At 61.4% G+C, this 24,210-nt stretch carries 24 protein-coding genes; 8 read left to right on the top strand and 16 right to left on the bottom strand.

Annotation, left to right across the window (positions count from 1 at the left end):
• Positions 1 to 128 precede the first annotated feature (128 nt).
• The 4 genes from B0W55_RS17175 to B0W55_RS17160 form a co-directional block, all read right to left on the bottom strand.
• Positions 129 to 3,092 carry an autotransporter domain-containing protein gene (locus B0W55_RS17175; protein WP_077047120.1) on the bottom strand — a complete coding sequence of 988 codons (2,964 nt, stop codon included), beginning with the start codon at positions 3,090 to 3,092 and terminating at the stop codon, positions 129 to 131.
• 242 nt (positions 3,093 to 3,334) lie between these two features.
• A complete protein-coding gene (locus B0W55_RS17170) occupies positions 3,335 to 4,006 on the bottom strand; it encodes a GNAT family N-acetyltransferase (protein WP_077047119.1) in 672 nt (223 codons plus the stop codon).
• Between the two features lie 17 nt (positions 4,007 to 4,023).
• On the bottom strand, positions 4,024 to 4,470 hold the full coding sequence (locus tag B0W55_RS17165; protein ID WP_077047118.1) for a GNAT family N-acetyltransferase: 447 nt from the start codon (positions 4,468 to 4,470) through the stop codon (positions 4,024 to 4,026).
• Positions 4,471 to 4,479: 9 nt separating this feature from the next.
• Positions 4,480 to 5,103, bottom strand: coding sequence for an FMN-binding negative transcriptional regulator (locus B0W55_RS17160; RefSeq protein WP_077047117.1), 624 nt, complete (start codon positions 5,101 to 5,103; stop codon positions 4,480 to 4,482).
• 90 nt (positions 5,104 to 5,193) lie between these two features.
• On the opposite strand from B0W55_RS17160, the gene B0W55_RS17155 reads away from it, so the two are divergent.
• Positions 5,194 to 6,747 (top strand): PLP-dependent aminotransferase family protein, encoded by a 1,554-nt coding sequence (locus B0W55_RS17155; RefSeq protein WP_077047116.1) that lies wholly within the window; start codon positions 5,194 to 5,196, stop codon positions 6,745 to 6,747.
• 104 nt (positions 6,748 to 6,851) lie between these two features.
• On the opposite strand, the gene B0W55_RS17150 is transcribed toward B0W55_RS17155, so the two are convergent.
• The 6 genes from B0W55_RS17150 to aspA form a co-directional block, all read right to left on the bottom strand.
• Positions 6,852 to 7,952 (bottom strand): polyamine ABC transporter substrate-binding protein, encoded by a 1,101-nt coding sequence (locus B0W55_RS17150; RefSeq protein WP_077047115.1) that lies wholly within the window; start codon positions 7,950 to 7,952, stop codon positions 6,852 to 6,854.
• A 5-nt stretch (positions 7,953 to 7,957) separates the two neighbouring features.
• Positions 7,958 to 8,995, bottom strand: a complete 1,038-nt coding sequence (locus B0W55_RS17145) for a histone deacetylase family protein (RefSeq protein ID WP_077047114.1) — start codon at positions 8,993 to 8,995, stop codon at positions 7,958 to 7,960.
• Positions 8,996 to 9,136: 141 nt separating this feature from the next.
• Positions 9,137 to 10,129: an AraC family transcriptional regulator gene (locus tag B0W55_RS17140; RefSeq protein WP_077047113.1), complete on the bottom strand. Its 993-nt coding sequence runs from the start codon at positions 10,127 to 10,129 to the stop codon at positions 9,137 to 9,139.
• Between the two features lie 163 nt (positions 10,130 to 10,292).
• Complete coding sequence (locus B0W55_RS17135; RefSeq protein WP_077047112.1) at positions 10,293 to 11,297, bottom strand: asparaginase; 1,005 nt, start codon at positions 11,295 to 11,297, stop codon at positions 10,293 to 10,295.
• A 130-nt stretch (positions 11,298 to 11,427) separates the two neighbouring features.
• The gene (locus B0W55_RS17130; RefSeq protein WP_077047111.1) at positions 11,428 to 12,870 is read right to left on the bottom strand and encodes a sodium:alanine symporter family protein; all 1,443 of its coding nucleotides are present in this window, start codon (positions 12,868 to 12,870) and stop codon (positions 11,428 to 11,430) included.
• 434 nt (positions 12,871 to 13,304) lie between these two features.
• A complete protein-coding gene (gene aspA, locus B0W55_RS17125) occupies positions 13,305 to 14,729 on the bottom strand; it encodes an aspartate ammonia-lyase (RefSeq protein WP_020797941.1) in 1,425 nt (474 codons plus the stop codon).
• Positions 14,730 to 14,909: 180 nt separating this feature from the next.
• On the opposite strand from aspA, the gene B0W55_RS17120 reads away from it, so the two are divergent.
• Positions 14,910 to 15,818 carry a LysR substrate-binding domain-containing protein gene (locus B0W55_RS17120; RefSeq protein ID WP_077047110.1) on the top strand — a complete coding sequence of 303 codons (909 nt, stop codon included), beginning with the start codon at positions 14,910 to 14,912 and terminating at the stop codon, positions 15,816 to 15,818.
• A gap of 49 nt (positions 15,819 to 15,867) precedes the next feature.
• On the opposite strand, the gene B0W55_RS17115 is transcribed toward B0W55_RS17120, so the two are convergent.
• Positions 15,868 to 16,959 (bottom strand): aminopeptidase, encoded by a 1,092-nt coding sequence (locus B0W55_RS17115; RefSeq protein WP_077047109.1) that lies wholly within the window; start codon positions 16,957 to 16,959, stop codon positions 15,868 to 15,870.
• Positions 16,960 to 17,018: 59 nt separating this feature from the next.
• Here B0W55_RS17115 and B0W55_RS17110 point away from each other — a divergent pair, with 59 nt between their 5' ends.
• A complete protein-coding gene (locus B0W55_RS17110) occupies positions 17,019 to 17,441 on the top strand; it encodes a hypothetical protein (RefSeq protein WP_077047108.1) in 423 nt (140 codons plus the stop codon).
• 40 nt (positions 17,442 to 17,481) lie between these two features.
• Entirely contained in the window at positions 17,482 to 17,901 is a 420-nt protein-coding gene (locus B0W55_RS17105) for a hypothetical protein (protein WP_077047107.1), read from the top strand.
• A gap of 9 nt (positions 17,902 to 17,910) precedes the next feature.
• Here the strand turns inward: B0W55_RS17105 and B0W55_RS17100 are convergent, their stop codons facing one another.
• Complete coding sequence (locus B0W55_RS17100) at positions 17,911 to 18,144, bottom strand: DUF1161 domain-containing protein (RefSeq protein ID WP_077047106.1); 234 nt, start codon at positions 18,142 to 18,144, stop codon at positions 17,911 to 17,913.
• Between the two features lie 160 nt (positions 18,145 to 18,304).
• Positions 18,305 to 18,736, bottom strand: a complete 432-nt coding sequence (locus B0W55_RS17095; protein WP_077047105.1) for an OsmC family protein — start codon at positions 18,734 to 18,736, stop codon at positions 18,305 to 18,307.
• 244 nt (positions 18,737 to 18,980) lie between these two features.
• On the opposite strand from B0W55_RS17095, the gene B0W55_RS17090 reads away from it, so the two are divergent.
• Complete coding sequence (locus B0W55_RS17090) at positions 18,981 to 19,982, top strand: LLM class flavin-dependent oxidoreductase (RefSeq protein WP_077047104.1); 1,002 nt, start codon at positions 18,981 to 18,983, stop codon at positions 19,980 to 19,982.
• A 124-nt stretch (positions 19,983 to 20,106) separates the two neighbouring features.
• On the opposite strand, the gene B0W55_RS17085 is transcribed toward B0W55_RS17090, so the two are convergent.
• On the bottom strand, positions 20,107 to 20,328 hold the full coding sequence (locus B0W55_RS17085) for a DUF1161 domain-containing protein (protein ID WP_077047103.1): 222 nt from the start codon (positions 20,326 to 20,328) through the stop codon (positions 20,107 to 20,109).
• Between the two features lie 48 nt (positions 20,329 to 20,376).
• The gene (locus B0W55_RS17080) at positions 20,377 to 20,592 is read right to left on the bottom strand and encodes a dodecin (RefSeq protein ID WP_077047102.1); all 216 of its coding nucleotides are present in this window, start codon (positions 20,590 to 20,592) and stop codon (positions 20,377 to 20,379) included.
• Positions 20,593 to 20,749: 157 nt separating this feature from the next.
• Here B0W55_RS17080 and B0W55_RS17075 point away from each other — a divergent pair, with 157 nt between their 5' ends.
• Positions 20,750 to 21,076: a YqjD family protein gene (locus B0W55_RS17075; protein ID WP_077047101.1), complete on the top strand. Its 327-nt coding sequence runs from the start codon at positions 20,750 to 20,752 to the stop codon at positions 21,074 to 21,076.
• On the opposite strand, the gene B0W55_RS17070 is transcribed toward B0W55_RS17075, so the two are convergent.
• Positions 21,049 to 21,966 (bottom strand): LysR family transcriptional regulator, encoded by a 918-nt coding sequence (locus B0W55_RS17070; protein ID WP_077047100.1) that lies wholly within the window; start codon positions 21,964 to 21,966, stop codon positions 21,049 to 21,051. The two genes, B0W55_RS17075 and B0W55_RS17070, sit on opposite strands and share 28 nt — an antisense overlap.
• Before the next feature lie 112 nt (positions 21,967 to 22,078).
• On the opposite strand from B0W55_RS17070, the gene trpB reads away from it, so the two are divergent.
• Both trpB and trpA read left to right on the top strand, forming a co-directional pair.
• Positions 22,079 to 23,314: a tryptophan synthase subunit beta gene (gene trpB, locus B0W55_RS17065; RefSeq protein ID WP_077047099.1), complete on the top strand. Its 1,236-nt coding sequence runs from the start codon at positions 22,079 to 22,081 to the stop codon at positions 23,312 to 23,314.
• Positions 23,314 to 24,126: a tryptophan synthase subunit alpha gene (gene trpA, locus B0W55_RS17060; RefSeq protein WP_077047098.1), complete on the top strand. Its 813-nt coding sequence runs from the start codon at positions 23,314 to 23,316 to the stop codon at positions 24,124 to 24,126. The genes trpB and trpA overlap by 1 nt, the downstream gene beginning before the upstream one ends.
• Positions 24,127 to 24,210: the final 84 nt, after the last annotated feature.

Here is a 24,210-nt window from a genome sequence, read left to right as displayed (position 1 = left end):
CCTGTGGGAGCGGGCTTGCTCGCGAAGGCGTTGTGTCAGTCGATGATAGTGGTGACTGATCCAACGCCTTCGCGAGCAAGCCCGCTCCCACAGGTACTGCATCCAGCATTAAGTACGGTGAGTGTGGGTCAGAAAGCCATCTGCCACTGCCCGATCAACCCATGGTTGCGGCTGTTGTTGCCAAGCTCGCCGCTGTAGCCGATGCCCAACGAATGACGGGCGCTGATACCCAGATCCAACCCGGCCTCCAGCACCAGGCTGTCGCGATCCAACGACGTACCGTCGACACTGAACGCCGTGCCGCCCGCCACGAATGCCTGGCGAGTGGAGTTGCTGACATCGCCGTAGGTGTGTTTCCAGCCGGCGGTCATGCGCGGGGTCAGGCTCATGCCGTTGTCCAGGCTGCTCAGGTGCGCCAGGCGCAGGCCGAAGGTGGTGCTGAAATTGTCCTGGGTTTGGCCGTCGACTTGCAGCGCTGCGGCGCCGCCTTTTTCCTGGTAGCTGTCGCGGTGGTAGCGCTGGTAGCCGAGGTTGGCGAACGGTTCGGCGCTGAGCCGGCCGCTGCCCATGGCGTAACCCAGTTCGGCGAACGCCTGCTGGCTGTCGGCGTCGTAATCGCCTTTCGGTCGGTCACTGAAACCATTGAAGGCAATGGTGCGTTTGCTCTCGCCTTGGTGACCGCTGTACGCCGCCCCGAGGCGCAGGGCCAGCGGGCCGTTCTGGTGCTGCGCGTAAACGCCGGCGTGCCAGCTCTCGACATGGCCATCGACACCGGTGGCGTCCAGATCGGTCTTCGAATAGCCGCCCAGCACACCCACGCGCCACTGCGGGTTCAACGACCAGTCGGCACCGAGCACGCTGCCTTTGGTGCGCTGCTCCAGGCCGCTGCTGCCGTGTTCGCCGTCGAGCTTGCCGTAGCCGCCGATGGCCTGCAGCCACAGACGACCACGGGCGTTCGGATCATTGAGGTTGCGCGCTTCGGTCGGTACACCGTTGGCGGCCAGGATCGGCGTGTCGCGCTGCTCGAGGCCGACCATCAACCCCGGGGCGCCGCCCATTTGCTGCATGGCCGAGAGCATGCTGGAGCCAACTTGACTGCTCGCACCGAGGGTCGCGCTGGTCAGGTTGGCGTTGCTGGCGCCGCTCAGTTGCTCGATCGCCGCGCCGGCGGTGGTGTTGGTGGTGTTCAGCAAGGCGTTGTACAGCGCGTTGTTTTTGCCCAGGGAAGCCAGGCTGTTGGCGGTGTTGCTGCCGTTGCCGGTGACCGCGAATTCGTTGAAGGCGACGTCGTTGCGGGTGTAGGTCAGGTCGACCTGGGTCGGCGTGTACGCCAGGGTTGGCGTGAGGAACGCGTAATCACTGGTGACCGTGCCGAAGGTGCCGTTGACCCGCGCTGCTTGCAGCACCGTGTAATGGCTTTGCCATGGGTAAGTGCCGTTGCCGGGATTGACCGCCAGGGTCGCGCCATTGAGGTTGGCCGTGCCGCCGACTTGCACCGTGGCGCTGCTGCCGTCGGCATTCACGCCGTAGGCCAGGGTCGATGCGCTGCCCATGTTCAGGTCGTGGACGATGGTCGCCGTGCCCAGTTGAGTGTCGGTGCGCAGGGTGCCATTGATGTTGAGGTTGCCCACCGAACCGCCCCCGGCGTACACGCCGCCGGCATCCACCGTCATATCGCCGGCAATGCTGCCGTGATTGATCAGCGTCGCACCGTTGCGCACAGCGCCGCCGTCGCTGAAATCGCCATTGCCGGTGAGGGTCCAGGCGCCTTGCTTGACCTCCAGCCATTCAAAGTTCTGACTGTTGCCGAAGCTGCCGCCCGCCGCGTCGTCCATCACCACGCGATCGTAACCGCTGCCGCCGTCGACGGTGCCGAGGAAGCGGCTGCCATTGCGCAGGGTCAGGTTGTCGTCGCCGCCACCCAGGTCCAGCGCCAGGCCATTGCTGCCACTGATGGTGCCGCCGTTGATCACGCTGTCGGCAAACTCGCCGACGAATTTCACGCCGAAGCCATCGAGGCCCTGGATTGTGCCGAAGTTCTCCAGCGTGGTTGCTGCCACACCGGCACCGCCGCTGCCATCGTCCACCAGGATCGCGCTGTTGGCGCCGCTGATCAGCGCATCCCTGGCGTTGAGCACATAGCCACCGCCCAGCGCGATGCCTTCGCTGCCATTGGCAAAACCGTTTTTATCCACACCGCCGGCGCCGACGCCCTGGATGGTGCCGTAGTTTTCGATATGGGCGAGGTTGTCGATGTCCACGCCATCGCCGTCACCATTGGGCTGCAACCCGGAATAGGCGCCGGTGATGACGCCGTGGTTGATCACGGTACCGTCGCCATCGGAGCCGAACCCGGAGCCATTGCGCCCGGTGATTTGCCCGTAGTTGGTCAGCGTCGCGCCCAGATCGGTGGTGATGCCGTGACGCCCGCCGGAAATGGTGCCGTAGTTGGTCAGCGTCACGCCGGTGGCCGAATCGATATCGACGCCATCGAATTTCTCGTCGGCGTTGTGCGAATCGCCCGTGGAGATCTCGCCATAGTTGGTGATGGTCGCGTTGGCGCCGGTCTTCATGCCGTCACTGGCATCACCACGAATCAACCCGCCCGCGCGATTGATGAGGGTGGTCGAGGCCCCGGCACTGCGCAGCGCATCCAGGTCCAGACCCTGGCCGGTGGTGGAGCGAATGATGCCGCTGTTATCGATCAACAAATGGCCGCTCACGAAATTGCTGTCGATGCGCAACGCATCGTTGAACCCCAGAATCTGCCCGCCCGCACGGTTGTAAATACTGTAATTGCGCGCCTGGGTCAGATCACCGCTGCTGTCGATCGCTCGGCCACCGGTGGAAATGATCTTTCCCGCGTTATCAATCACCACTCCCGCACCGGCAGTGCCGTCCTTCAGGCTGACCGTCTTGCCGGCATTGGTAATGCTCCCCGGCGCCGAGATCGTCAACGTGTCCGCACCGCCCAGGGTCTGCGCGGTGGTCGTGGCGGTATCGATCTGCACGGTTTTGTAGGGCGCGGCGTTGGCGCCGGCGCTGGTCGACAAGGCAATGACAAAGGCCAGGCGCTGAGGAGAGAAGGGCATTGCGAACGTCCTTTTTCGTTATAAGCGGGGCGTCCTGTATAGCGGAGTGTTTTTACAGAATGATGTCGACTTCAACGTCGCTCGCGATGGCGTCCGCGCCATCGGTCATTGCGATAACTGGGTGGCGAGAGACTTGCTCCCGCTCGACTGCGTAGCAGTCGGATTTTTGGGGCCGCTGCGCGACCCAACGGGAGCAAGCTCCCTCGCCACAGGTTGAGGGTGGGCTGGGGATTGTGGTTTTTTCAGTGGCGGCACTCGGCAAGCGTTTTCAGTTGCCCCGACCCCGTCTGGTTTTCATCGCTCAACCACTTCTCGAACGCCGCGCCAATCGCCGGCCACTCCGCGTCGATCATCGAGTACCACGCGGTATCGCGGTTCTGGCCCTTGACCACCATGTGCTGGCGGAACACCCCCTCAAAACTGAAACCCAGACGTTCGGCCGCGTACTTGGAACGGGCGTTGCCGTTGTTGCATTTCCATTCCAGGCGGCGGTAGCCGAGGTGGAAGGATTCCCTGGCCAGCAAGTAAACCGCTTCGGTGCTTTTTGGTGAGCGTTGCATCGGGGCGCCGAAGGTGACGTGGCCGATCTCGATGCGGCCCTGGGCCGGGACGATGGACATCAGGCTGAGGATGCCTTGCACCTCACCCGTGGCGCGGTCGATGACACTGAAGAAATACGGGTCGCTGTTGGCGGCGTGGTTGTTGAGCCAATCGTTGAAGACGCTGCGCTCATGAAACGGGCCGTAGGGCAGGTAATCCCAGAGTTTCGGGTCGGCACCGGGGCCTTGCAGGGCATTGAACAAGTCGTCGCCGTGGCGCGCCGGGTCGAGTTTTTCCAGGCGGATGAAACGCCCTTCGAGGGTTTGCACCGAGGGCGGCGGGACGCCTTTCCAGTCGGCGAGTGAAGTCGGCATGGTGTTCTCCTTGAACCTTAGATGGCCTTGCGAAACTGGATGTAACCAGGGCGTTCGGCGATGCGCTCATAGAGCTGGATCGCGGTGGCATTGGTTTCGTGGGTCAGCCAGTGGACTTTGTTGCAGCCGTCGGCCTTGGCCGTGGCGTAGACGAACTCGATCAGTTTGCGACCGACGCCGGTACCGCGTGTTTCCGGAGCCACGATCAAGTCTTGCAGGTAGCAGGAATTTTCGATCGCCCAGTTGGAACGATGGTAGATGAAATGCACCATGCCCACCGCTTTGCCGTCGGCCCAGGCCAGCGCGGCGTGAGTCGGCTCATTCGGGTCGAGCATGCGCTGCCAGGAGCTTTGGGTCACGGCTTCGGGCAATTGGGTCTTGTAGAAGCTCAGGTAGGCTTGCCACAACGGCAGCCAGGCGGCGTGGTCGTCGGCGGTGACCTGGCGGATGTCGATCTGACTCATGTTTTTTCCTTAACGCATCAAGTGGGCGAGGGCTCGGTCTTGCACATCGGGGCTGGCGGCAAGCCCTTCGCGCACGCCGGCGATGTCTGCGGTGCTGCGGTTCTGGCTGAGTTTGCTTTTGCCCTCCAGACGCTGGATCGGCAGAGCGAAACCGACGATGGCCTTGAGCATGCCTTCGATGTAGTCGGCGGGGGCGTCGGCGACCTTCCACGGCTGGGCGCGGCCGGTTTCGTGGCGATCGGTCAAGCCGCTGACCACATCGAGCAGGCGCTCGGCATCGGTGAACACCTCGGCGGTGCCGTAAGCGTGCACAGCGACGTAATTCCAGGTGGGCACCACTTTGCCGTGTTCGGCTTTGCCCGGATAAAAACCGGGGCTTACGTAGGCATCGGCGCCCGCGAAGATCACCAGCGCTTCGGCACCGTTCTGCAGCGCTTTCCACTGTGGATTGGCGCGGGCGAAGTGGCCGTAGAGAGTGCCGTTGACGCCTTCCTCCGGGCGCAGCAACAGTGGCAGATGACTGGCCTGCAGGCCTTGCTCGCCGTGGGTCACAATCATGGCCAGACGGGTGCCGAGTATCTGCTGGTGCATTTCGTGGAGGTCGTCGATGGCAAAATGGCGTGGCGTGTACATGGCGATTTTCCTTGGCGAATGCCTGCATCCTAGGCAGGCTATTGGTCTGTTGTAAGAGCCATTAATGACCAATTTCATAGGTCCAATAACATGCCGCCTGCCCCGTCACTGTCGTTTAACCCCGCCGGCATCGAACTTGATCGCCGTCAGGGCCTGAGTCGTCAGCTCTATCAGGCCTTGCGACTGCGGGTGCTCGATGGACGGCTGGCCAGTGGCACGCGGTTGCCTGCCAGCCGGGATCTGGCGGCGGCATTGGCGATTTCCCGTAACAGTGTGGTGCGGGCCTACGATCAGCTTTATGCCGAAGGGTTCATCGAGGGGCGGGTGGGTGACGGGACTTATGTCGCGCAATTGCCTGAAACGGCACTGCCCGTGAAAAAACTATCCACAAAAGTATCCACAGGGTTGTCAACAGGCTTACCCACAGCCTTATCCACAAATTGGCTCGATTTGCCTGTGGTTCCATCCAGTAAAGTTATCCACAGTGCGGCGTTCTGCAGGGTGGAAAAGAACCATTTGGCGCTGCCGCCGAGTGGTCCGCCACGGGCGTTTCGGGTGGGTGTTCCGGCATTCGATCTGTTTCCTTTCGAGGTTTGGGCCAAGCTGAATGCGGCTTTCTGGCGTAAGCCGGATCTGCAGCAGCTGTGCTATGGCGACCCGGCAGGGGATGCGCGCTTGCGCGGGTTGATTGCTGCGTATTTGCGCAGTTCGCGGGGCATGCAGTGCACGGCTGAACAAATTGTGATCACCAGTGGTGCGCAACAGGGGATCAGCCTTTGTGCACAGCTGCTGGTGGAGCCTGGGGATGGAGTGGCGATCGAGAACCCGGGTTATCGCGCGGCGGGGCATGCGTTCGCTGTGGCGGGAGGCCGATTGCATGGTGTATCGGTGGACAGCGAGGGTATCAATTGTGCCGAGCTGGATGGACTGAATGACTGTCGTCTGGCGTATGTCACGCCGTCCCATCAGTACCCGACCGGTGTGATCATGAGTCTGGCCCGACGTCTTGAGCTGTTGGCGTGGGCCGAGCGGACCCAGGGTTGGATCGTCGAGGATGATTACGACGGCGAGTATCGCTACAGCGGTGCACCTCTGGCGCCGCTGGCCGCTTTGGATCGACAGGGACGGGTTTTGTACGTCGGCACGTTCGGCAAGGTGGCTTTCCCGGCGTTGCGATTGGGCTATTTGGTCCTGCCACCGGGCCTGGTGGATGCGTTCTCTCGAAGGCGGGCGGTGGATGTGCGGCACTCCGAAGTGAGCACCCAGGCGGTGATGGCCGAATTCATCGCGGCCGGGCATTTCCAGCGGCATATTCGCCGCATGCGTCGGGCGGCCCTGAGTCGCCGCAATGCACTGCTGGCCGGTTGGCCAAACGATATTACCGGGGTGGGCAACCTGCCGAGTGTGGCGGCGGGGCTGCATTTGACGGTACCAGTGGCGAGCATCGCCCGCGAACGGGAACTGATCGCGCAGGCCGAGGCGGTGGGGGTCGAGATCAATGGATTGAGCGGTTACTGGCTGCCGGATTCGACCCGGCCCATGGATGAGCGTGCGGGGCTGGTGCTGGGATTTGCGGCTGTGCCGGAGGCAGACATAGAGACAGCGTTGGCACGGCTGCGGTCCGCCTGGAACGCCCTTCTGTAGGAGCGAGCATGCTCGCGATGGACTCAAGTACGCCGCGCTCAGTCAGTAAGCCCGCGTCATCGTTAGCGACCATCGCGAGCGAGCTCGCTCCTACAGGAGGGGGGTTAAGTTCCGGATTTGATCTTGGTCCAGGCCCGGGTCCGCGCACGTTCGGCATCCCGCGGCAGCGGTTGCAGGGTGTAGAGCGTGCTCATTGCGGTTTCGGTCGGATACAGATTGGGGTTGTTGCGTATCGCCGCATCGACCTGTTCAGTGGCGTCCTTGTTCGGGTTCGGGTAGCCGACGAAATCGCTGACCGGCGCGATCACCTGGGGTTGCAGCAGGTAGTTGATGAAGGTGTAGGCATCTTCCGGGTTCTTGGCTCCTTTCGGGATGGCGAGCATGTCGAACCAGATCGGCGCGCCTTCCTTGGGCAGGCGCATATCGACGGTCACACCGTTCTTGGCTTCCTTGGCGCGGTTGGCAGCCTGGGAGAAGCTGCCGGAGTAACCGACCGCGACGCAGATGTCGCCGTTGGCGATGTCCGCCATGTATTTGGATGAGTGGAAATACGTGACGTAAGGCCGGATCTTCATCAACAGGGCTTCAGCCTTGTCGTAGTCCGCAGGCTTCTTGCTGTTGGGGTCCAGACCCAGGTGTTGCAGGGCCAGTGGCAGGATCTCCGATGGCGAGTCGAGCAGGGCGACGCCGCATTGCTTGAGCTTGCTGATGTTCTCTTCCTTGAAGATCAGGTCCCAGCTGTTCACGGGTGCGTCGGCGCCCAGCGCAGCTTTGACCTTGTCCGGGTTGAAGCCGATCAGGATGGTGCCGTACATGTACGGCACGGCGAATTTATTGCCCGGATCGTTGGCCTCGATCAGCTTCATCAGCTTGGGATCGAGGTGGTTCCAGTCCGGCAACTTGCTGCGGTCCAGCGGCTGGAACACACCGGCCTCGATCTGCTTGGCCAGGAACACGTTGGACGGCACCACCACGTCATAGCCGGAGTTACCGGTCAGCAGCTTGGCTTCGAGGGCTTCGTTGGTGTCGAAGATGTCGTAGACCAGTTTGGTCTGGGCGTTCTGCGCCTTGAAATCTTCCAGGGCCTTGGGGGTGATGTAGTCGAACCAGTTGTAGACGCGCAACGTTCGCTCTTGGGCGTGCACGACGCCGCTGAGCGCCGCAGCGCACAACGCTGGCGCGATAAAACGCTTGAGACTGTTCATTGTGCTTATTTCCCCTGGGCGCTTTCGAAACCTTCGAGCACGTTCACGGCATTGATGCCAATTTCTTCGACGGCGTAACCGCCTTCCATCACGAACAGTGTGGGCTTGCCGAGACCGGCGATGCGCTTGCCCATGGCCAGGTAATCCGGGCTGTCGAGTTTGAATTGGGAAATCGGGTCGTCCTTGAAGGTGTCGACGCCCAGGGACACGACGATGATGTCGGCACCGTAGCGTTCGATCTCTTTGCAGGCCTGTTCCAGCGCCGCGCTCCAGGTGTCCCAGCCGGAACCGGCCGCCAGTGGATAGTTGAAGTTGAAGCCTTCGCCGGCGCCTTCGCCCAACTCGTCTTCATAGCCGAGGAAGAACGGAAATTCAGCTTCCGGGTGGCCGTGAATCGACGTGAACAGCACGTCATTGCGTTCGTAGAAAATCGATTGGGTGCCGTTGCCGTGGTGATAGTCGACGTCGAGGATCGCGACCTTTTTGTGGCCCTGATCGAGGAAGGCCTGGGCGGCGATCGCGGCGTTGTTGAGGTAGCAATAGCCCCCCATCAAATCGCCAGCGGCGTGGTGTCCTGGCGGACGGCACAAGGCAAAGGCACTGTGGGCGCCGCGCTGGATTTCCGCCTGGGCGGTCAACGCCACTTGCGCTGCGCTGTACGCCGCTTGCCAGGTGCCGGCGGTGATCGGCGCGCCGCCGTCGAAGCTGTAGTAGCCGAGCTCGCCATGCAGGCTGGTGGGTTTGATCCGGCGCAGGGTGCGGGCCGGCCAGGTGTAGGGCAGCAGGTCGCCGTCGGTGTTGAATTCGGTCCAGCGGGCCCAGGCGCCTTTGAAGAAGTCGAGGTAGTCGCGGCTGTGGATGCGCGCAATCGGGTCGAGGCCGAAATCCTTCGGTCCTTCGACCGGGCCCAGGTTCTGGTTTTGCACCCGTGCCAGCACATGGTCGGCGCGGGACGGCATCTCGAAGCAGGGCTTGAGTTGGCCGTCGATCAATTCGCAGCGGCCGTGGTGCAGGTGGTGATCATCCGAGTAGATCGTCAGCATTTCTTGTTCTCCGCAGGCTGATTCGGTTGAACACAGTCTTGCGGCAGGGGCGTTTTTGGAGAACGGCAGGAAAGGCCAAAAGGGGATTCATATGGCCAAAACGTATGACCGAAATTCGCCCCTTTGCCATAGGACGATCATTTACGGGCGGAACTGGCTCGGTGCTACGCCGCTCCATCGCACGAAGGCATGGCGGAAACTGGCGGTCTCGCTGAAGCCCAGCGCTTCGGCTATCCGGTAGATCGGCAGTTGATCCTCACAGAGCATCTGCTTGGCTTGCTCGAAGCGCAGCTCGTCGAGCAATTCCTGATAGCTGCATCCGAGGTCCTTGAGGTGTCGGCGCAGGGTTCGCGCCGAACAGTTCATCTGTTCCGCCAGGCCCTCCAGCCCCGGGGCAGCGTTCAATTGCGCGCTGAGCAGTTGCCGGATTCGTCCCAGCCAGGCCTGACGACCGGTGAACTCGGTGTTCTGTTTGCGGCAGCGTTCGGCCATGGCCTGGTGGGTGATGGCGTCCGCCAGGGGCAACGGTTGCTCGAGCCATTGCCGGTCGAAGGCGAAGGCGTTATCCCGCGCGCCGAAGTGCAGGGGGCAGTCGAAGTGCTGGGCGTAGCTCGCCTGGTAATCGGGCGCATCATGCTCGAAACGCGCGGCTTGCAGCGGTAGAGGGTGCCCGAGCAGGTCGTCACAGATGACTTTGAGCGAGACCAGACAGAACTCGGCGTTGAACGTGGCCATGGACGGACTTTCGCGATAGTCGGCGGCGACGAACCAGACACGCTCGCCGTCGTCCTCCAGGCTCAATTCGAAAAGTGTTCCCAGCAGCGCCGGATAACGCATCGCCAGGCGTAACGCGTCACCGAAGGTGGCACTGGTGAGCAACGCGTAACCGAGCATGCCGTAGGACGAAACGTGCATGCGCCGCCCCAGCTCCAGGCCGATATCGCGTTTGAGTGCAACGGCGTTGGCGCAGACCTGCATCTCCTGGTTGGTGGTGATGCGCGTGTCGGCCCGGTTCAGATCCGCCGCGCTGATGCCACTGCCGGCGAGCAGGGCATCGCTGGACAGGCCTTCGGCCTTGAAGGTGTCGAGCACCAGTGAGACGGCGTTGAGGGTGGTCAGATGGGAATGGAGCATGGCGGCTTCCAGCCTGGGGTTGGTTGGAATGCAGCAAATTACATGCCGCGCGAAGGACTTGTGGGGAAGGGCTTGCTTGCCAAAGCGGTGGGTCAGTCAACATAAGTGCCGACTGACAGATTGCATTCGCGAGCAGGCCTGCTCCCACAGGTCGTTCAGAGTGTCAGATCAGTTCGCCGCAAAGGTCGAGTTCCACAAGGCTTCGCACTTGAGCGTTGTCGAGCCCGGCACCCAGCAGGCCATGCAACTTGCCGAAGGCCGCTTCGCGGGTCATGCCGCCGCCCGACAGCACGCCAACGCCGCGCAACCGGCTACCGGCTTCGTAGACATCCAGTTCCACGCCGCCTTCGTGGCACTGAGTCACTGCGACCACCACGACGCCTTTGTCCCGCGCCTGTTCCAGGCTGGTGAGGAACGCCGGGTTGTCGCTCGGGCCGGTCCCACTGCCGTAACACTCCAGCACCAGACCTTGGATGCCGCTGTTGACCAGGCCGTCCAGGATCTCGGCGCTGATGCCGGGAAACAGCGGCAGCACGGCAACATTCGCCAGTTGTTTACGCTGGTTGTAGTGCAACGCTTCTGGCAAGGAAACGGCCTTCACACCACCGCCCTGACGCTCCAGGCGCTTGAATGGATGACGACCAAAACTGCGCACCTTCGCGCAACGGGTCGGGTCGAGCAGCTCGCCGTGGAAATACAGATGAACGCCCGGCGCCATGCCTTGGCCCAAGGCAACCAGTGCGCCGCCGAGATTTTCCCAGGCATCGCTGTCGGCCAAGCCGGCCGGCAGCATCGAGCCGGTGAAGCACACGCGGGCGTGCAGGCCGAGCAACTGAAAACTCATCGCTGCCGCGCTGTAGGCCAGGGTGTCGGTGCCGTGCAGGATCAGCACGCTGTCGCAGCCCTGAACATCGACTGCATCGACCACCGCTTCGCGCAGTTGCTGCCAATACGTGGGCGTCATGTTGGCGCTGTCGATCAGTGGCGACATCTCGCGAAAGCGCCACTGCGGTACTGCCAGTTCGGGCTGGCTGTTCAGGTATTCGCGCATCCGCGCTTCGAATCCGGATGCCGGTGCAAGACCGTTGGCGCTGGCCTGCATGCCGATGGTGCCGCCGGTGTAGAGCACCATGACGTGCTGGGCGGCAGGGTAGGTCGTGGAATTCATGGCGCTGCTCCGAGAATAATGACGGCCATTGTGGGAGCGGGCTTGCTCGCGAAAGCGTTGTGTCAATCGACATCAAGGTGAATGACACACCGTATTCGCGAGCAAGCCCGCTCCCACAGGTTTTCGCACTTTAACTGATTGCGGTCGCGGCCTTCACCGTCGCTTGAACCTGAGGGGCCGGCGGGTTCGCGGGCCAGGCTTTCAGGTCCAGGTCCAGATCCGTGAATTGGCTCGAATCGAACACCGGCGTCTTGATCCCGGCGGCGCGCTGGTCATCGTAGTCGCGCAGGATGCGCATGCCGACCTTGAACAGCAGGAACAGCGCGATCAGGTTGACGAATGCCAGCAGGGTCATGGTGATATCGGCAAAAGCGAACACCGTGCCCAGGTTCTCGATCGCGCCCCAGAAAATCAGCACCAGCACCAGGGCGCGATAACCCATCAGCGCCTTGCGGTTTTCACCGATCAAAAAGCGCAGGTTGCTCTCGCCCAAGTAGTAGTTGTAGAGAATCGAGGTGAACACGAACAGCGCCAGGGCCACGGAGATGAACATCCGGCCCCAGTCACCGACCACGGCCGCCAGGGAGTTCTGGGTCAGGGCGATGCCGTCGCCTTCGAAGCCCGGGGTGTAGAAGCCCGACAGCAGAATCAGCAACGCGGTGCAGGTGCAGATCACAAAAGTGTCGAGGAACACACTGAACGCCTGGACCACGCCTTGCGCCACCGGGTGCTCGACCGACGCGACAGCGGCCACGTTCGGCGCACTGCCAAGGCCCGCTTCGTTGGCAAACACGCCACGTTTAACGCCCATGATGATTGCGCTGCCGATCAGGCCGCCGAACGCCTGGTCAAGGCCGAAGGCGCTCTTGACGATGGTCATCAACATGCCCGGTACCTGATCGAATTGCAGCACGATCACGTAGATAGTCACGCCGATGTACACCAGGGTTTTCACCGGCACCAACAGGTCGGCGACCTTGGCGATGCGTTTGATCCCGCCGATGAACACCAGGCCCAGCAGCACCGCCAGACCGATGCCGGTGTAGGTGGTATCGAGTCCGAAGGCGTTGTTCAACGAGTGGGTCACGGCGTGGGATTGCAGGCCGTTGAAAGCGAAGCCGAAGGTGATCAACAGCAGGAACGCCATGATCATGCCCAGCCAGCGTTTCTGCAGGCCGTGCTGGATGTAATAGGACGGGCCGCCTCGGTAGGTGCCGTCCGAATCACAGCGCTTGTAGAGCTGGCCGAGGGAGCATTCGAAGAAGCTGCTGGACATGCCAACCAGCGCGGTCACCCACATCCAGAACACCGCACCGGGCCCACCCAGGGTCACGGCAATACCGACACCGGCGATGTTGCCAGCGCCGACACGGCCGGCGAGGCTGAGCATCAGGGCCTGGAACGAACTCAGTTGCCCGGCGCTGCTTTTGAGGCTGTCGCGGAACACCGCGAACATGTGGAAGAAGTGACGCAGTTGAACGAAACGCGAGCGGATCGTGAAGTAGCTACCGAGCCCGACAATGAGCACGATCAGTACTTTCCCTGAGAGGAAGTCGTTGATGACTTCGAGCATGGCGTATTCCTCGCTGTTTTTTTAGGCAAATGCTGGACGGGGCGAAGCATCGCGATAAGGCGGATGTTCGTTATGGTTCCAAATTGCGGGTTTGTTATTGGTGGGGGTTCGCATGGGTTGTGGCCTCGCTACCGACGACCGCTCATGCGAAGAGGGGCGGCACTATACCGATGACAGTGCCGTCCGTCTGCACGGTTGTGGTGCGTGTTGTTTGAAACGATGCTGCTTTGGGTGGGAGCGGGCTTGCTCGCGAATGCGGTGGGTCAATCAATGCTGTGTCAACTGAATAACCGCATTCGCGAGCAAGCCCGCTTCCACAGGTAGAGCGGTATTGCGAAAAAAAAAGGGCCTGGAGAATGATCTCCAAGCCCTCAAAAGGTGAGAGGTGTCTAGTCCCTCGACCTGGTGAGCGGTGCTACGGGTAACGCGTCGGATCAGGCCTTCAGAGGCACCAGACGCGGAGCAATCATGTTTTCCGGGCGCAGGATGTCGGCGAGCATGGCGTCGTCGAGCAGACCTTCTTCGCGCACCAGTTCCAGCACGCCGCGGCCACTTTCGAGGGCGATGCGGGCGATGCGGGTGGCGTTTTCATAACCGATGTACGGGTTCAGCGCGGTGACCAGGCCGATCGAGTGCTCGACCAGTTCACGGCAACGTTCTTCGTTGGCGGTGATCCCGGTGATGCAATGCTCGCGCAGCATGTCCATGGCGCGTTGCAGCAGGCGGATCGAGTCGAAGATCTTGAAGGCGATCAGCGGCTCCATCACGTTCAGTTGCAGCTGGCCGCCTTCGGCCGCGATGGTCAGGGCCAGGTCGTTGCCGATGATCTGGAAGGCCACCTGGTTAACGGCTTCCGGAATAACCGGGTTGACCTTGCCTGGCATGATCGAGCTGCCTGGCTGACGCGCCGGCAGGTTGATTTCGTTGATGCCGGTGCGTGGGCCGCTGGACAGCAGGCGCAGGTCGTTGCAGATCTTCGACAGCTTGACCGCGGTGCGCTTGAGCATGCCGGAGAACAGCACGAAGGCGCCCATGTCGGAGGTGGCTTCGATCAGGTCGGCTGCCGGGACCAGCGGGTGGCCGCTGATGGTGGCCAGGCGCTGAACGGCCAGGTGTTGGTAGCGCGGGTCGGCGTTGATGCCGGTACCGATTGCGGTGCCGCCCAGGTTCACTTCGGTCAGCAGTTCGGGTGCCAGCGTCTTCAGGCGTGCCAGGTCTTCGCCCAGGGTGGTGGCGAAGGCGCGGAATTCCTGGCCCAGGGTCATCGGCACGGCGTCCTGCAGCTGGGTACGGCCCATCTTCAGGACGTGGCTGAATTCTTCACCTTTGGCCGCGAACGACTGGATCAGGCTGTCGAGGCTGGCCAGCAGCGCGTCGTGACCCAGCAACAGGCCCAGACGGATGGCCGTCGGGTAGGCGTCGTTGGTCGACTGCGCCATGTTCACGTCGTTGTTCGGGTGCAGGTATTGGTATTCGCCCTTCTGGTGACCCATGGCCTCCAGCGCGATGTTGGCGATGACTTCGTTGGCATTCATGTTGGTCGAAGTGCCAGCGCCGCCTTGAATCATGTCCACCACGAACTCTTCGTGGAAATCGCCGCGGATCAGACGGGCACAGGCTTCGCTGATGGCCGCGTGCTTGGCTTCGCTCAGGTGACCCAGCTCGCGGTTGGCGTCAGCGGCGGCTTGCTTGACCATCGCCAGGCCGACAACCAGCTTCGGGTAATGCGAAATCGGAACGCCGGAGAGGCGGAAGTTGTTCACCGCTCGCAGGGTCTGGATGCCGTAATAGGCTTGAGCCGGTACTTCGAGTACGCCAAGCAGGTCTTTTTCTGTGCGGAATGATGCAGCGGAGGACATGATAGAAATCATCTCGATATGGACCCGGTCTGTGCCGGAACACTGCAAATGCTAGGCTTGTGGATCGTTTTGGGCCAATGCTGTTAAACACTGGCCTATGCATATTCGGCATAATGGCGGTGTGACGCCGGGTTCGCGGCGAGCGTGTGACCTAAATTGGTGCGTGTCCCGGAGGACGTGATGAATCTGGAAAGTAAATGGTTGGAGGACTTCAGCGCCCTGGCCGCCACCCGCAGCTTCTCCCAAGCGGCGGAAAGGCGTTTCGTGACGCAACCGGCCTTCAGCCGGCGGATCCGCAGCCTCGAAGCTGCGCTGGGGCTGACGCTGGTCAACCGCTCGCGTACGCCAGTGGAGCTGACAGCGGCCGGGCAGCTGTTTCTGGTCACTGCGCGCACCGTGGTCGAACAGCTCGGCGAAGTGCTGCGCCATCTTCATCATCTGGAAGGCGGGCAGGGCGAAGTGATGCAGGTCGCCGCCGCGCACTCCCTGGCGCTGGGTTTTTTCCCGCGATGGATCGCGCAACTGCGCAACGAAGGCCTGAACATCGCCACGCGGCTGGTGGCGACCAACGTGGGCGACGCGGTGCATGCCCTGCGTGAAGGTGGCTGTGACCTGATGCTGGCGTTCTACGACCCGGACGCGGCCATGCAGATGGACCCGGAAATCTTTCCGTCACTGCACCTGGGCCACACCGAAATGTTGCCCGTGTGTGCGGCGGATGCCGATGGCAAGCCGCTGTTCGATCTGGAAGGCGAGGGCAGTGTGCCGCTGCTGGCCTACAGCGCCGGCGCGTTTCTTGGACGTTCGGTGAACATGCTGCTGCGTCAGCGGGCGCTGCGTTTTACCACCATCTATGAAACCGCGATGGCCGACAGCCTCAAGAGCATGGCGCTGGAAGGGCTGGGGATTGCCTGGGTGCCGCAACTGAGCGTGCGCGCCGAACTGGCGCGCGGCGAGCTGGTGGTGTGCGGCGGCCCGCAATGGCATGTGCCGCTGGAGATCCGCCTGTACCGCTGCGCGCTGGTGCGCAAGGCGAACGTGCGGTTGCTGTGGCGCAAGCTTGAGGGTGGCGCTGCCCAAAGTGTTTAAGATTGTAAAGATCAACCGTGGAGGCGGGCTCGTGCGCGAGGAGGGCCGTTCAGGCGCCGGATTTCTCTGTGCCTGCCAGCACCCGCAAGGCTGCTTTACGCGCTTGAACCGGCATCGCCCCCAGCGTTTGGGCTGCCCCATAAAATTCCTCCCAATCGCCGCCTTTTTGCCTGAACAACGCTGAAAACGCTGGCACCCACTGGTCATAGAGACCAAACGGTAGCAGCCGGGCATTGTTCATCGGGGCATTGATCCAGGCGTCATAGCGCTTATCCCCGGCCCATTGGCTGTCGCGCAGCTGTCGGTACTGGCCGCGCATGCGCTCGAATTCTGCGGCTTTGCGCTGGCGCATTTGCTCAGGTGGGAGGGGCAGGGTGTAGAGCCGTTCAAGGCGGGAGCGGGTGTCCAGGACCAGTCGGGTGAACTGATCCTGTTGCTGCACCCGGTCACCATTTTCCGGTGCCAGTGCACGATAGGCGCGCCACTGACGGGTACCTTCCTGCTCTACGAAGGTGGCAAATGACTCGTTGAATTCCGTGTCGTCCTGCACATACACACGCTGATGCGCCAGTTCATGAAAAATCAGCGTGGCGAGACGCTCGTCGCCCCAGTTCATCATCGAACTCATGATCGGGTCGTCAAACCAGCCCAGGGTCGAGTAGGCCTCCACGCCACCGATGGTCACATCCATGCCCTGCAAGCGCTGCAGCGCTGCTTCACCCCGCGCCGCACTCTGGCTGTAGTAACCGCGATAGGCCACGCAACCGGCGATCGGAAAGCAATGGTTCTGTGGCTTGAGTGAAAACTCCGCTGTGGCGAACACGTTCCACACCACGTACGGCCGGCCAATGTCGGCATACAGCCGGTAACTCTGATTGTCCGGCAGATGCAATTGCTGGCTGGCGAAGGTCCGGGCCTTTTGTGATTGGGCCAGGTGCGCGCGCAGTGTCTGGTCCCGATTGGGGTCGGCGATCACCTCGGTAACCGGCTCCCGCGCTCGCAGCAACTGCACCTGGCCACTGGCCAATTGGCTGTAGTAGCTGACCGTGGAACAACCGTTGAGCAACAAAAGCAACACACCCGGAAACAAAACGCGGAAAACGCGATCAAGTAACCCAAGGCTTGGAAGCGGCCTGATCAAAATAAAAATTCCCTGGAAAGTCTGCTCGCAAGACTATCCCGCAAGACTGGAGCACCGCTATGCGCAAATTGATGCTGACGGCCGGCCTGCTGACATTGGGCGGCTGTGCCGGGTTCGGCTTGCCTCACCCTGATCCGACGCAAGCGTGGATCGATCTGGAATCCCATCAGCAAGACACCGCCCTGCTGGCGCTGGAAGTGGATAACAAGGCTGCCACCGATAAACGCTATTTCGAGGTGCAGCCCGGCAGCCATGAACTGACGGTTCGCTACCAGTTCCCGGTGCAGCCGACCAATATCGGCCCCGACGCCGAGCCGCTGTGGCGTGATTGCCAGATGAACGTGAAATTCAGCAACTTCAACGCCGGGGAGCGTTATCAGTTGCAAGCGGGGAATATCGGTTTCCGGCCTTGGGCCAAGCTCTATGACCAACAGCGAAAGGTGATAGGCCAAGGCACACCGGCAGGCTGTCAACACACCTGATCGGCGCTATTCTGAGTACACAGTATTCAGGACATTCATCATGCGCAGGTTGATGCTATTGCTCACTGCACTCGCGGTGGCCGGCTGCTCGTCGCCGATGCCGACGGCCAATCCGAACATGGCGTGGGTCGATTTCTCTACGCCATTTCCCAACGATAAATTGCTGATGGCCGAGCGTCTCGACAACCAGCGCATGCCCGATGGGCGGTTTTTCCAGGTGGCCCCCGGCAGCCACGAACTGACCGTGCGCTTCGATTTCGAGGTGCCCAGCGGCGGTTCGGAATTGTTCGGTGGTTCCACGGAGCGGCTGTGCTACATGGTCATCAAGTACGATCACTTCGAAGCCGGCCAACGTTATCTGCTGCAGGCCCGCTCAATGGCGTTCACGCCCGAAGCCCGTCTGTACAACGCCAGACATGAAATCGTCGCCGAGGACAGCCAGACCAACTGCGTGCCCTGAGCCAGCGCATCAGCGGTCGTTTTTCTGGTAAATGATTTTCTTGGTGCCGTTTTCACATGAGCCCACGACCATGTTCTGATCGTGCACTTCGCTGTTGGTGACGATCTCCAGGGTGTAGGACGTGACCCCGCGAGCCTGGATCTTGGCTTCGATCTCGGCCTTGAGTTCTTCACAAGGCTTGGGCGCCGCCAGTGCCGAGGTGGCCAGGGCGCAACAGATAACCGTCAAGGCAAAACGTTTCATGGTTGAAGCTCCTTTTGAGGCAGCACGCATATCCGTGCGTTCGGGCTGCTGTCATTAATTCGACCACAGTTTCATCGGGCAAATCTGCTGTGCGCAAAAAAAGATCGCAGCCTTCGACAGCGCTTTCAAGGGCTGCCGAAGGCTGCGATCTTTTATCGGTTTAGCTGACCAATGTGGCCTCAAGGCTGATTTTTGCATTCAGCACTTTGGACACCGGGCAACCTTCCTTGGCCTTCTTGCTCAGCTCATCGAACTGCGCCGGGCTGGCTCCGGGGATCTTCGCCTTGAGGATCAGTTTCACTGCAGTAATCGCAAAGCCGCCCTCGACCTGATCCAGGGTCACCTCGGCCTGAGTATCGATGCTGTCTGCCTTCAGGCCCGCCTCGCCGAGAATCATCGAGAATGCCATGGAGAAGCAACCCGCATGGGCCGCCCCGATCAGTTCTTCCGGATTGGTGCCCTTGCCGCCTTCGAAACGCGCCTTGAAGCCATAGGGGGCTTCCCGGAGCACGCCGGTTTCCGTGGAAATCGAGCCGATACCGGTTTTCAGATCACCGGCCCAATGCGCCGATGCCTTCTTGATGATAGCCATGCCTTTCTCCTCAAAATCCGGCGCGACGCTCGCGCCCGTGTGGTTTGTCGTTGCTAGGGTTCTGAGGATAGACGGTGGCGCAAAGTTCACTTCATCCGATTGCCCTACGTTTTTAGTAGGAAATTTTCCCTCTTGCTATTGAAACTCGGGTATATGCCCACATTGCATGAAACACGCTTTTGGATTTGGCAGGTTTTCGTTCGCGAGAAAAAACCTGCGCCCCTCAATTTGGAGAAGCAGGTTTATGAAACGACTGTCCGATATCAAGTTCTCGACCCTTGACCTTGTACCCGTTCGGGAAAACGGCAGCGCGGCGCAGTCGCTGCGCAACTCGCTGGACCTGGCGCAACATGTCGAAAAATTTGGCTACAACCGGTTCTGGGTCGCCGAACACCACAACATGGACGGCATCGCCAGTTCCGCGACCTCGGTGCTGCTGGGTTACCTGGCAGGTGGCACCTCGACCATCCGCGTGGGCTCGGGTGGCGTAATGTTGCCCAACCATGCGCCACTGGTGATCGCTGAACAGTTCGGCACCCTGGAAAGCCTGTATCCGGGTCGCATCGATCTGGGGCTTGGACGTGCGCCGGGTTCCGATCAATTGACGGCGCGAGCCCTGCGTCGTGAGCGCTCGGGCAGTGCCGACGATTTCCCGGAAGACGTGGCTGAGCTTATGCGTTACCTCGGCCCGCGTACCCCGGACCAGCGCATCATCGCCATGCCGGGTACCAACACCAATGTGCCCATCTGGCTGCTCGGCTCCAGCCTGTTCAGTGCGCAGTTGGCAGGCGAGCGCGGATTGCCCTACGCCTTCGCCTCGCATTTCGCACCGCGCTTCATGCATGAAGCGATTCGCGTCTACCGCAATCACTTCAAGCCATCGGCTGTACTGGACAAGCCTTATGTGATGCTCGGCGTGCCACTGGTGGCCGCTGACACCGATGAGCAGGCCGATTACCTCGCGACCTCGGTGTTCCAGCGCATCCTGGCCCTTATGCGCGGCCAGAGCCTGGTGCAGCGCCCACCGGTGAAAACCATGGATGGCCTGTGGCTGCCCCATGAGCGGGAAGCGGTGAGTGATTTCCTGGGCCTGGCGATGATCGGCAGCCCGCAGAAAATCCGTGCCCGGCTGGAAGTGCTGATCGAACAGACCCAGGCCGATGAGTTGATCTTCACCTGCGACCTGTATGAACACGCCGATCGCCTGCATTCCTACGAGTTGCTGGCGCAGGTCATGAAAGGCTGACGTTTAAACCCTGCAGGAGCGAGCACGCTCGCGAAAAACCTGAGAACGCCGCGGGGCATCCGGTTGCCAGCGTTATCGTTGGCGACCATCACGAGCGAGCTCGCTCCTGCAAGAGGTACAGCGGCTAACGCTTGTAGACGATTTCCTTCGTGCCCTTCTCACAGGTGCCGACGACTTTTCCGTCGGCTCCCGTGCCTTTATCGACAATCTCCAGCGAATAATTGGAAACGCCCTTGGCATCGAGCTTCGAGGCGATTTCGGCCTTGAGCTCTTCGCAGGATTTGCCGTCAGCAAAGGCCGTACTCGCCAGGCTTAACAAGCCTATCGCCAAAATAAACTTCTTCATCAGTCGCGTTCTCTGGTCGGGTCAAAAGGGTGGGCAGACGAAATCAAGTCAGCTGCTGGCAATCCGGAACCCGACCTTGAGCGTCACCTGAAAATGCGCCGCCTTGCCGTCCTTGATATGGCCGCGGGTCTCGGTCACTTCGAACCATTCCAGGTGCTTGATGCTCTTGTTGGCCTCGGCCAGGGCGTTGTTGATCGCCTCTTCGATGCTGTTGGTGGACGAGCCAACCAGCTCGACTTTCTTGTAGGTGTGATGGTCAGTCATGGGGTTCTCCTCAGTGTGTGAAATACAGCCTAGCAGTGATTTTCCGACTTACTTCTGTCGGTCGATCCCACAGTAAAGTTCACATTTACTGCACTTTCTCGAACCCCTGAAGTCCCAACCAACACACGTCACTCATCACCAATGCAGGAGAGCCACCATGGCCAACAGCTCGTTACGTAAAGCCTCGTTGCAAAGCATGGAAGCGGAGATCGAGAGTCTGCTCAAATCCCTGGAAAGCCTGAAGGACGACGCCTCGGACGAGTCGCGCAGAACCCTCAAGGTGCTCAAGGGCAATGCTGAGAACGCGCTGAAACACTCGCGTCATCTGCTCTCGGATGCGTATGAGGAAGTCAAGGTCAAAACCCGGGAAACGGGGATCGCCACCCGGGACTATGCCCAGGAACACCCATGGACTACAGCGGGTATCGCTGTCGGTGCACTGGGCCTGCTGGCCGCCTATTTGCTGTGCAAACGCGGTGACTGATCCGTCTGGCTCAGTTCATTCCTGAGCCATTGTGCCAACTGCCTGGCGCGCCCGTCCGCGGCGCGCTTGGGCAGCCAGAGCGCCAGGTGCGCCGGGGTTTCGCAAAAGCCCCAAGGCGCCACCAGGCGACCTGCCTTCAAATCCTCGGCCACCAGTGGTTCTGGGGCGATCGCCACACCCAGGCCGGCCACGGCCGCCTCCAGCAAATAATACAAATGTTCGAAACCCTGACCGTACTTCAACGCATTGGCGTCGAGACCGCTTTGTTGTGCCCAACTGGGCCAGGCTTGCGGACGCGACGTGGTGTGCAGCAATGACTCCGTGAGCAGCGCTTGCGCCGGCGCGGTTATTAACCTGTCGTAGCCGACGAAACGGGGGCTCATCACCGGGCCAATACGCTCGCTGGCCAGCTCGAGCACCTGCATGTCCGCCGGCCACGGCGGCTCGGCGAACACCAGCAAGGCATCCAGCCCCGGGCGGCGTGGGTCCAGATCACCTTCGCCGGCAGACAGGTGCAGCCGCAGGTCGGGAAGGTCGGCATTCAGGCGCCCCAGACGCGGTATGAACCAGCGCGCCAGCAGGCTGCCCGAACAGCCGAGCACGAAAGGCGCGTCCGCGGTGCTCTGGGTGATCTCTGCGCACACACTACGCAGGCGCTCGAAAGCTTCGGCGCTGGCGTCGCGCAATCGCAGGCCGGCATCTGTGAGTTTGAGGCCACGGCCTTCCTTGACGAACAGGCTCACGCCCAGGTGTTCTTCAAGCACCTTCAACTGCCGGCTCACCGCACCGTGGGTAACGTGCAGCTGCTCGGCAGCCTGACTGACGCTGTTGAGTCGGGCGGTGGCTTCGAAGGCGCGCAGGGCGTTCAGCGGTGGCAGTTCATGGCTCATGGTATCTGTGAGTTTTCCTGACAGGTTTCAGCGATCTTATCGGTTTTCACAGCCCAGTGTGAGGGGTAGAGTGACGGTCATTGTCACATCACGCATTCAACTGGAGCGCCCCATGACCCAGACTAATCTGCGCAACGGCCCTGACGCCAACGGCCTGTTTGGCGCGTTCGGCGGCCGTTACGTCGCTGAAACTTTGATGCCGTTGATCCTCGACCTGGCCCGCGAATACGAAGCGGCCAAGGAAGATCCTGCGTTCAAAGAGGAGCTGGCCTACTTCCAGCGTGACTACGTCGGTCGCCCGAGCCCGCTGTACTTCGCCGAACGCCTGACCGAGTTCTGCGGCGGCGCGAAGATTTACCTCAAGCGTGAAGAGCTCAACCACACCGGCGCGCACAAGATCAACAACTGCATCGGCCAGATCCTGCTGGCGCGGCGCATGGGCAAGAAACGCATCATCGCCGAAACCGGCGCCGGCATGCACGGCGTGGCAACCGCCACCGTGGCCGCGCGATTCGGTCTGGACTGCGTGATCTACATGGGCACCACTGACATCGAGCGCCAGCAGGCCAACGTGTTCCGCATGAAGCTGCTGGGCGCCGAAGTGATCCCGGTCGTGGCCGGCACCGGCACCCTCAAAGATGCGATGAACGAAGCCCTGCGGGACTGGGTGACCAACGTCGACAGCACCTTCTACCTGATCGGCACCGTGGCCGGTCCGCACCCGTATCCCGCGATGGTCCGCGACTTCCAGGCCGTGATCGGCAAGGAAACCCGCGACCAGTTGCAAGCCCAGGAAGGCCGCCTGCCGGACAGCCTGGTGGCGTGCATCGGTGGCGGTTCCAACGCCATGGGCCTGTTCCACCCGTTTCTGGACGACAAGAGCGTCGAGATCATCGGCGTTGAAGCCGCCGGCTACGGCATCGAAACCGGTAAGCATGCGGCCAGCCTCAACGGCGGCGTACCGGGCGTGCTGCACGGCAACCGCACGTTCCTGCTGCAGGACGACGATGGCCAGATCATCGACGCCCACTCGATCTCCGCCGGCCTGGACTACCCGGGCATCGGCCCGGAGCACGCCTGGTTGCATGACATCGGCCGCGTTCAGTACACCTCGGTGACCGACGACGAAGCCCTCGACGCGTTCCACAAATGCTGCCGTCTGGAAGGGATCATTCCTGCCCTGGAAAGCGCCCATGCCCTGGCTGAAGTGTTCAAGCGCGCGCCGACCCTGCCCAAGGATCATCTGATGGTGGTGAACCTCTCCGGTCGAGGTGACAAAGACATGCAAACCGTGATGCACCACATGGAAAACGCTCAACAAGAGCAGCCGAAGCAGGAGAAACACTGATGAGCCGCCTGCAAACACGTTTTGCCGAACTCAAGGAACAGAACCGCGCCGCCCTGGTGACCTTCGTTACCGCCGGCGACCCGGACTACGACACTTCCCTGGCGATTCTTAAAGGCTTGCCGAAGGCGGGCGCTGACGTGATCGAACTGGGCATGCCCTTTACCGATCCGATGGCCGACGGCCCGGCGATCCAGTTGGCCAACATCCGTGCCCTGGGCGCCAAGCAGAACCTGGCGAAAACCCTGGAAATGGTGCGTGAGTTCCGCAAGGACAACACCGACACGCCGCTGGTGCTGATGGGTTATTTCAACCCGATCCACAAGTACGGTGTACCTCGCTTCATCGCCGAAGCGAAAGAAGCCGGCGTCGATGGCCTGATCGTGGTCGACATGCCGCCCGAGCATAACGGCGAGCTGTGCGACCCGGCCCAGGCTGCCGGCATCGATTTCATCCGCCTGACCACGCCGACCACCGACGATGTGCGTCTGCCGACTGTACTCAACGGCAGCTCGGGCTTTGTGTACTACGTGTCCGTGGCCGGCGTGACCGGTGCCGGCGCGGCCACCCTGGAGCACGTCGAAGAAGCGGTCGCTCGCCTGCGTCGCCATACCGACTTGCCGATCAGCATCGGTTTCGGCATCCGCACCCCCGAGCAGGCGGCGAACATCGCGCGGCTGGCCGATGGTGTGGTGGTGGGTTCGGCATTGATCGATCACATCGCCAATGCCACGACGCCAGACCAGGCCATCGACGGCGTACTGAGCCTGTGCTCTGCGTTGTCCGAAGGCGTGCGTAAGGCTCGCGTCAGCTGAAGGTAAAGTTCCTGATACAGAGGAATTAGCGCCTCCAGGCACAGACTAAACAGCAAGACCGAGGGCTTCAGGACTACGTTCTGA

It is taken from the genome of Pseudomonas sp. KK4 (genome assembly GCF_001984065.1).
Lineage (GTDB): Bacteria > Pseudomonadota > Gammaproteobacteria > Pseudomonadales > Pseudomonadaceae > Aquipseudomonas.
Note: the sequence above shows the minus strand (reverse complement) of the source record. Positions and strands in the feature narration are given on the sequence as shown.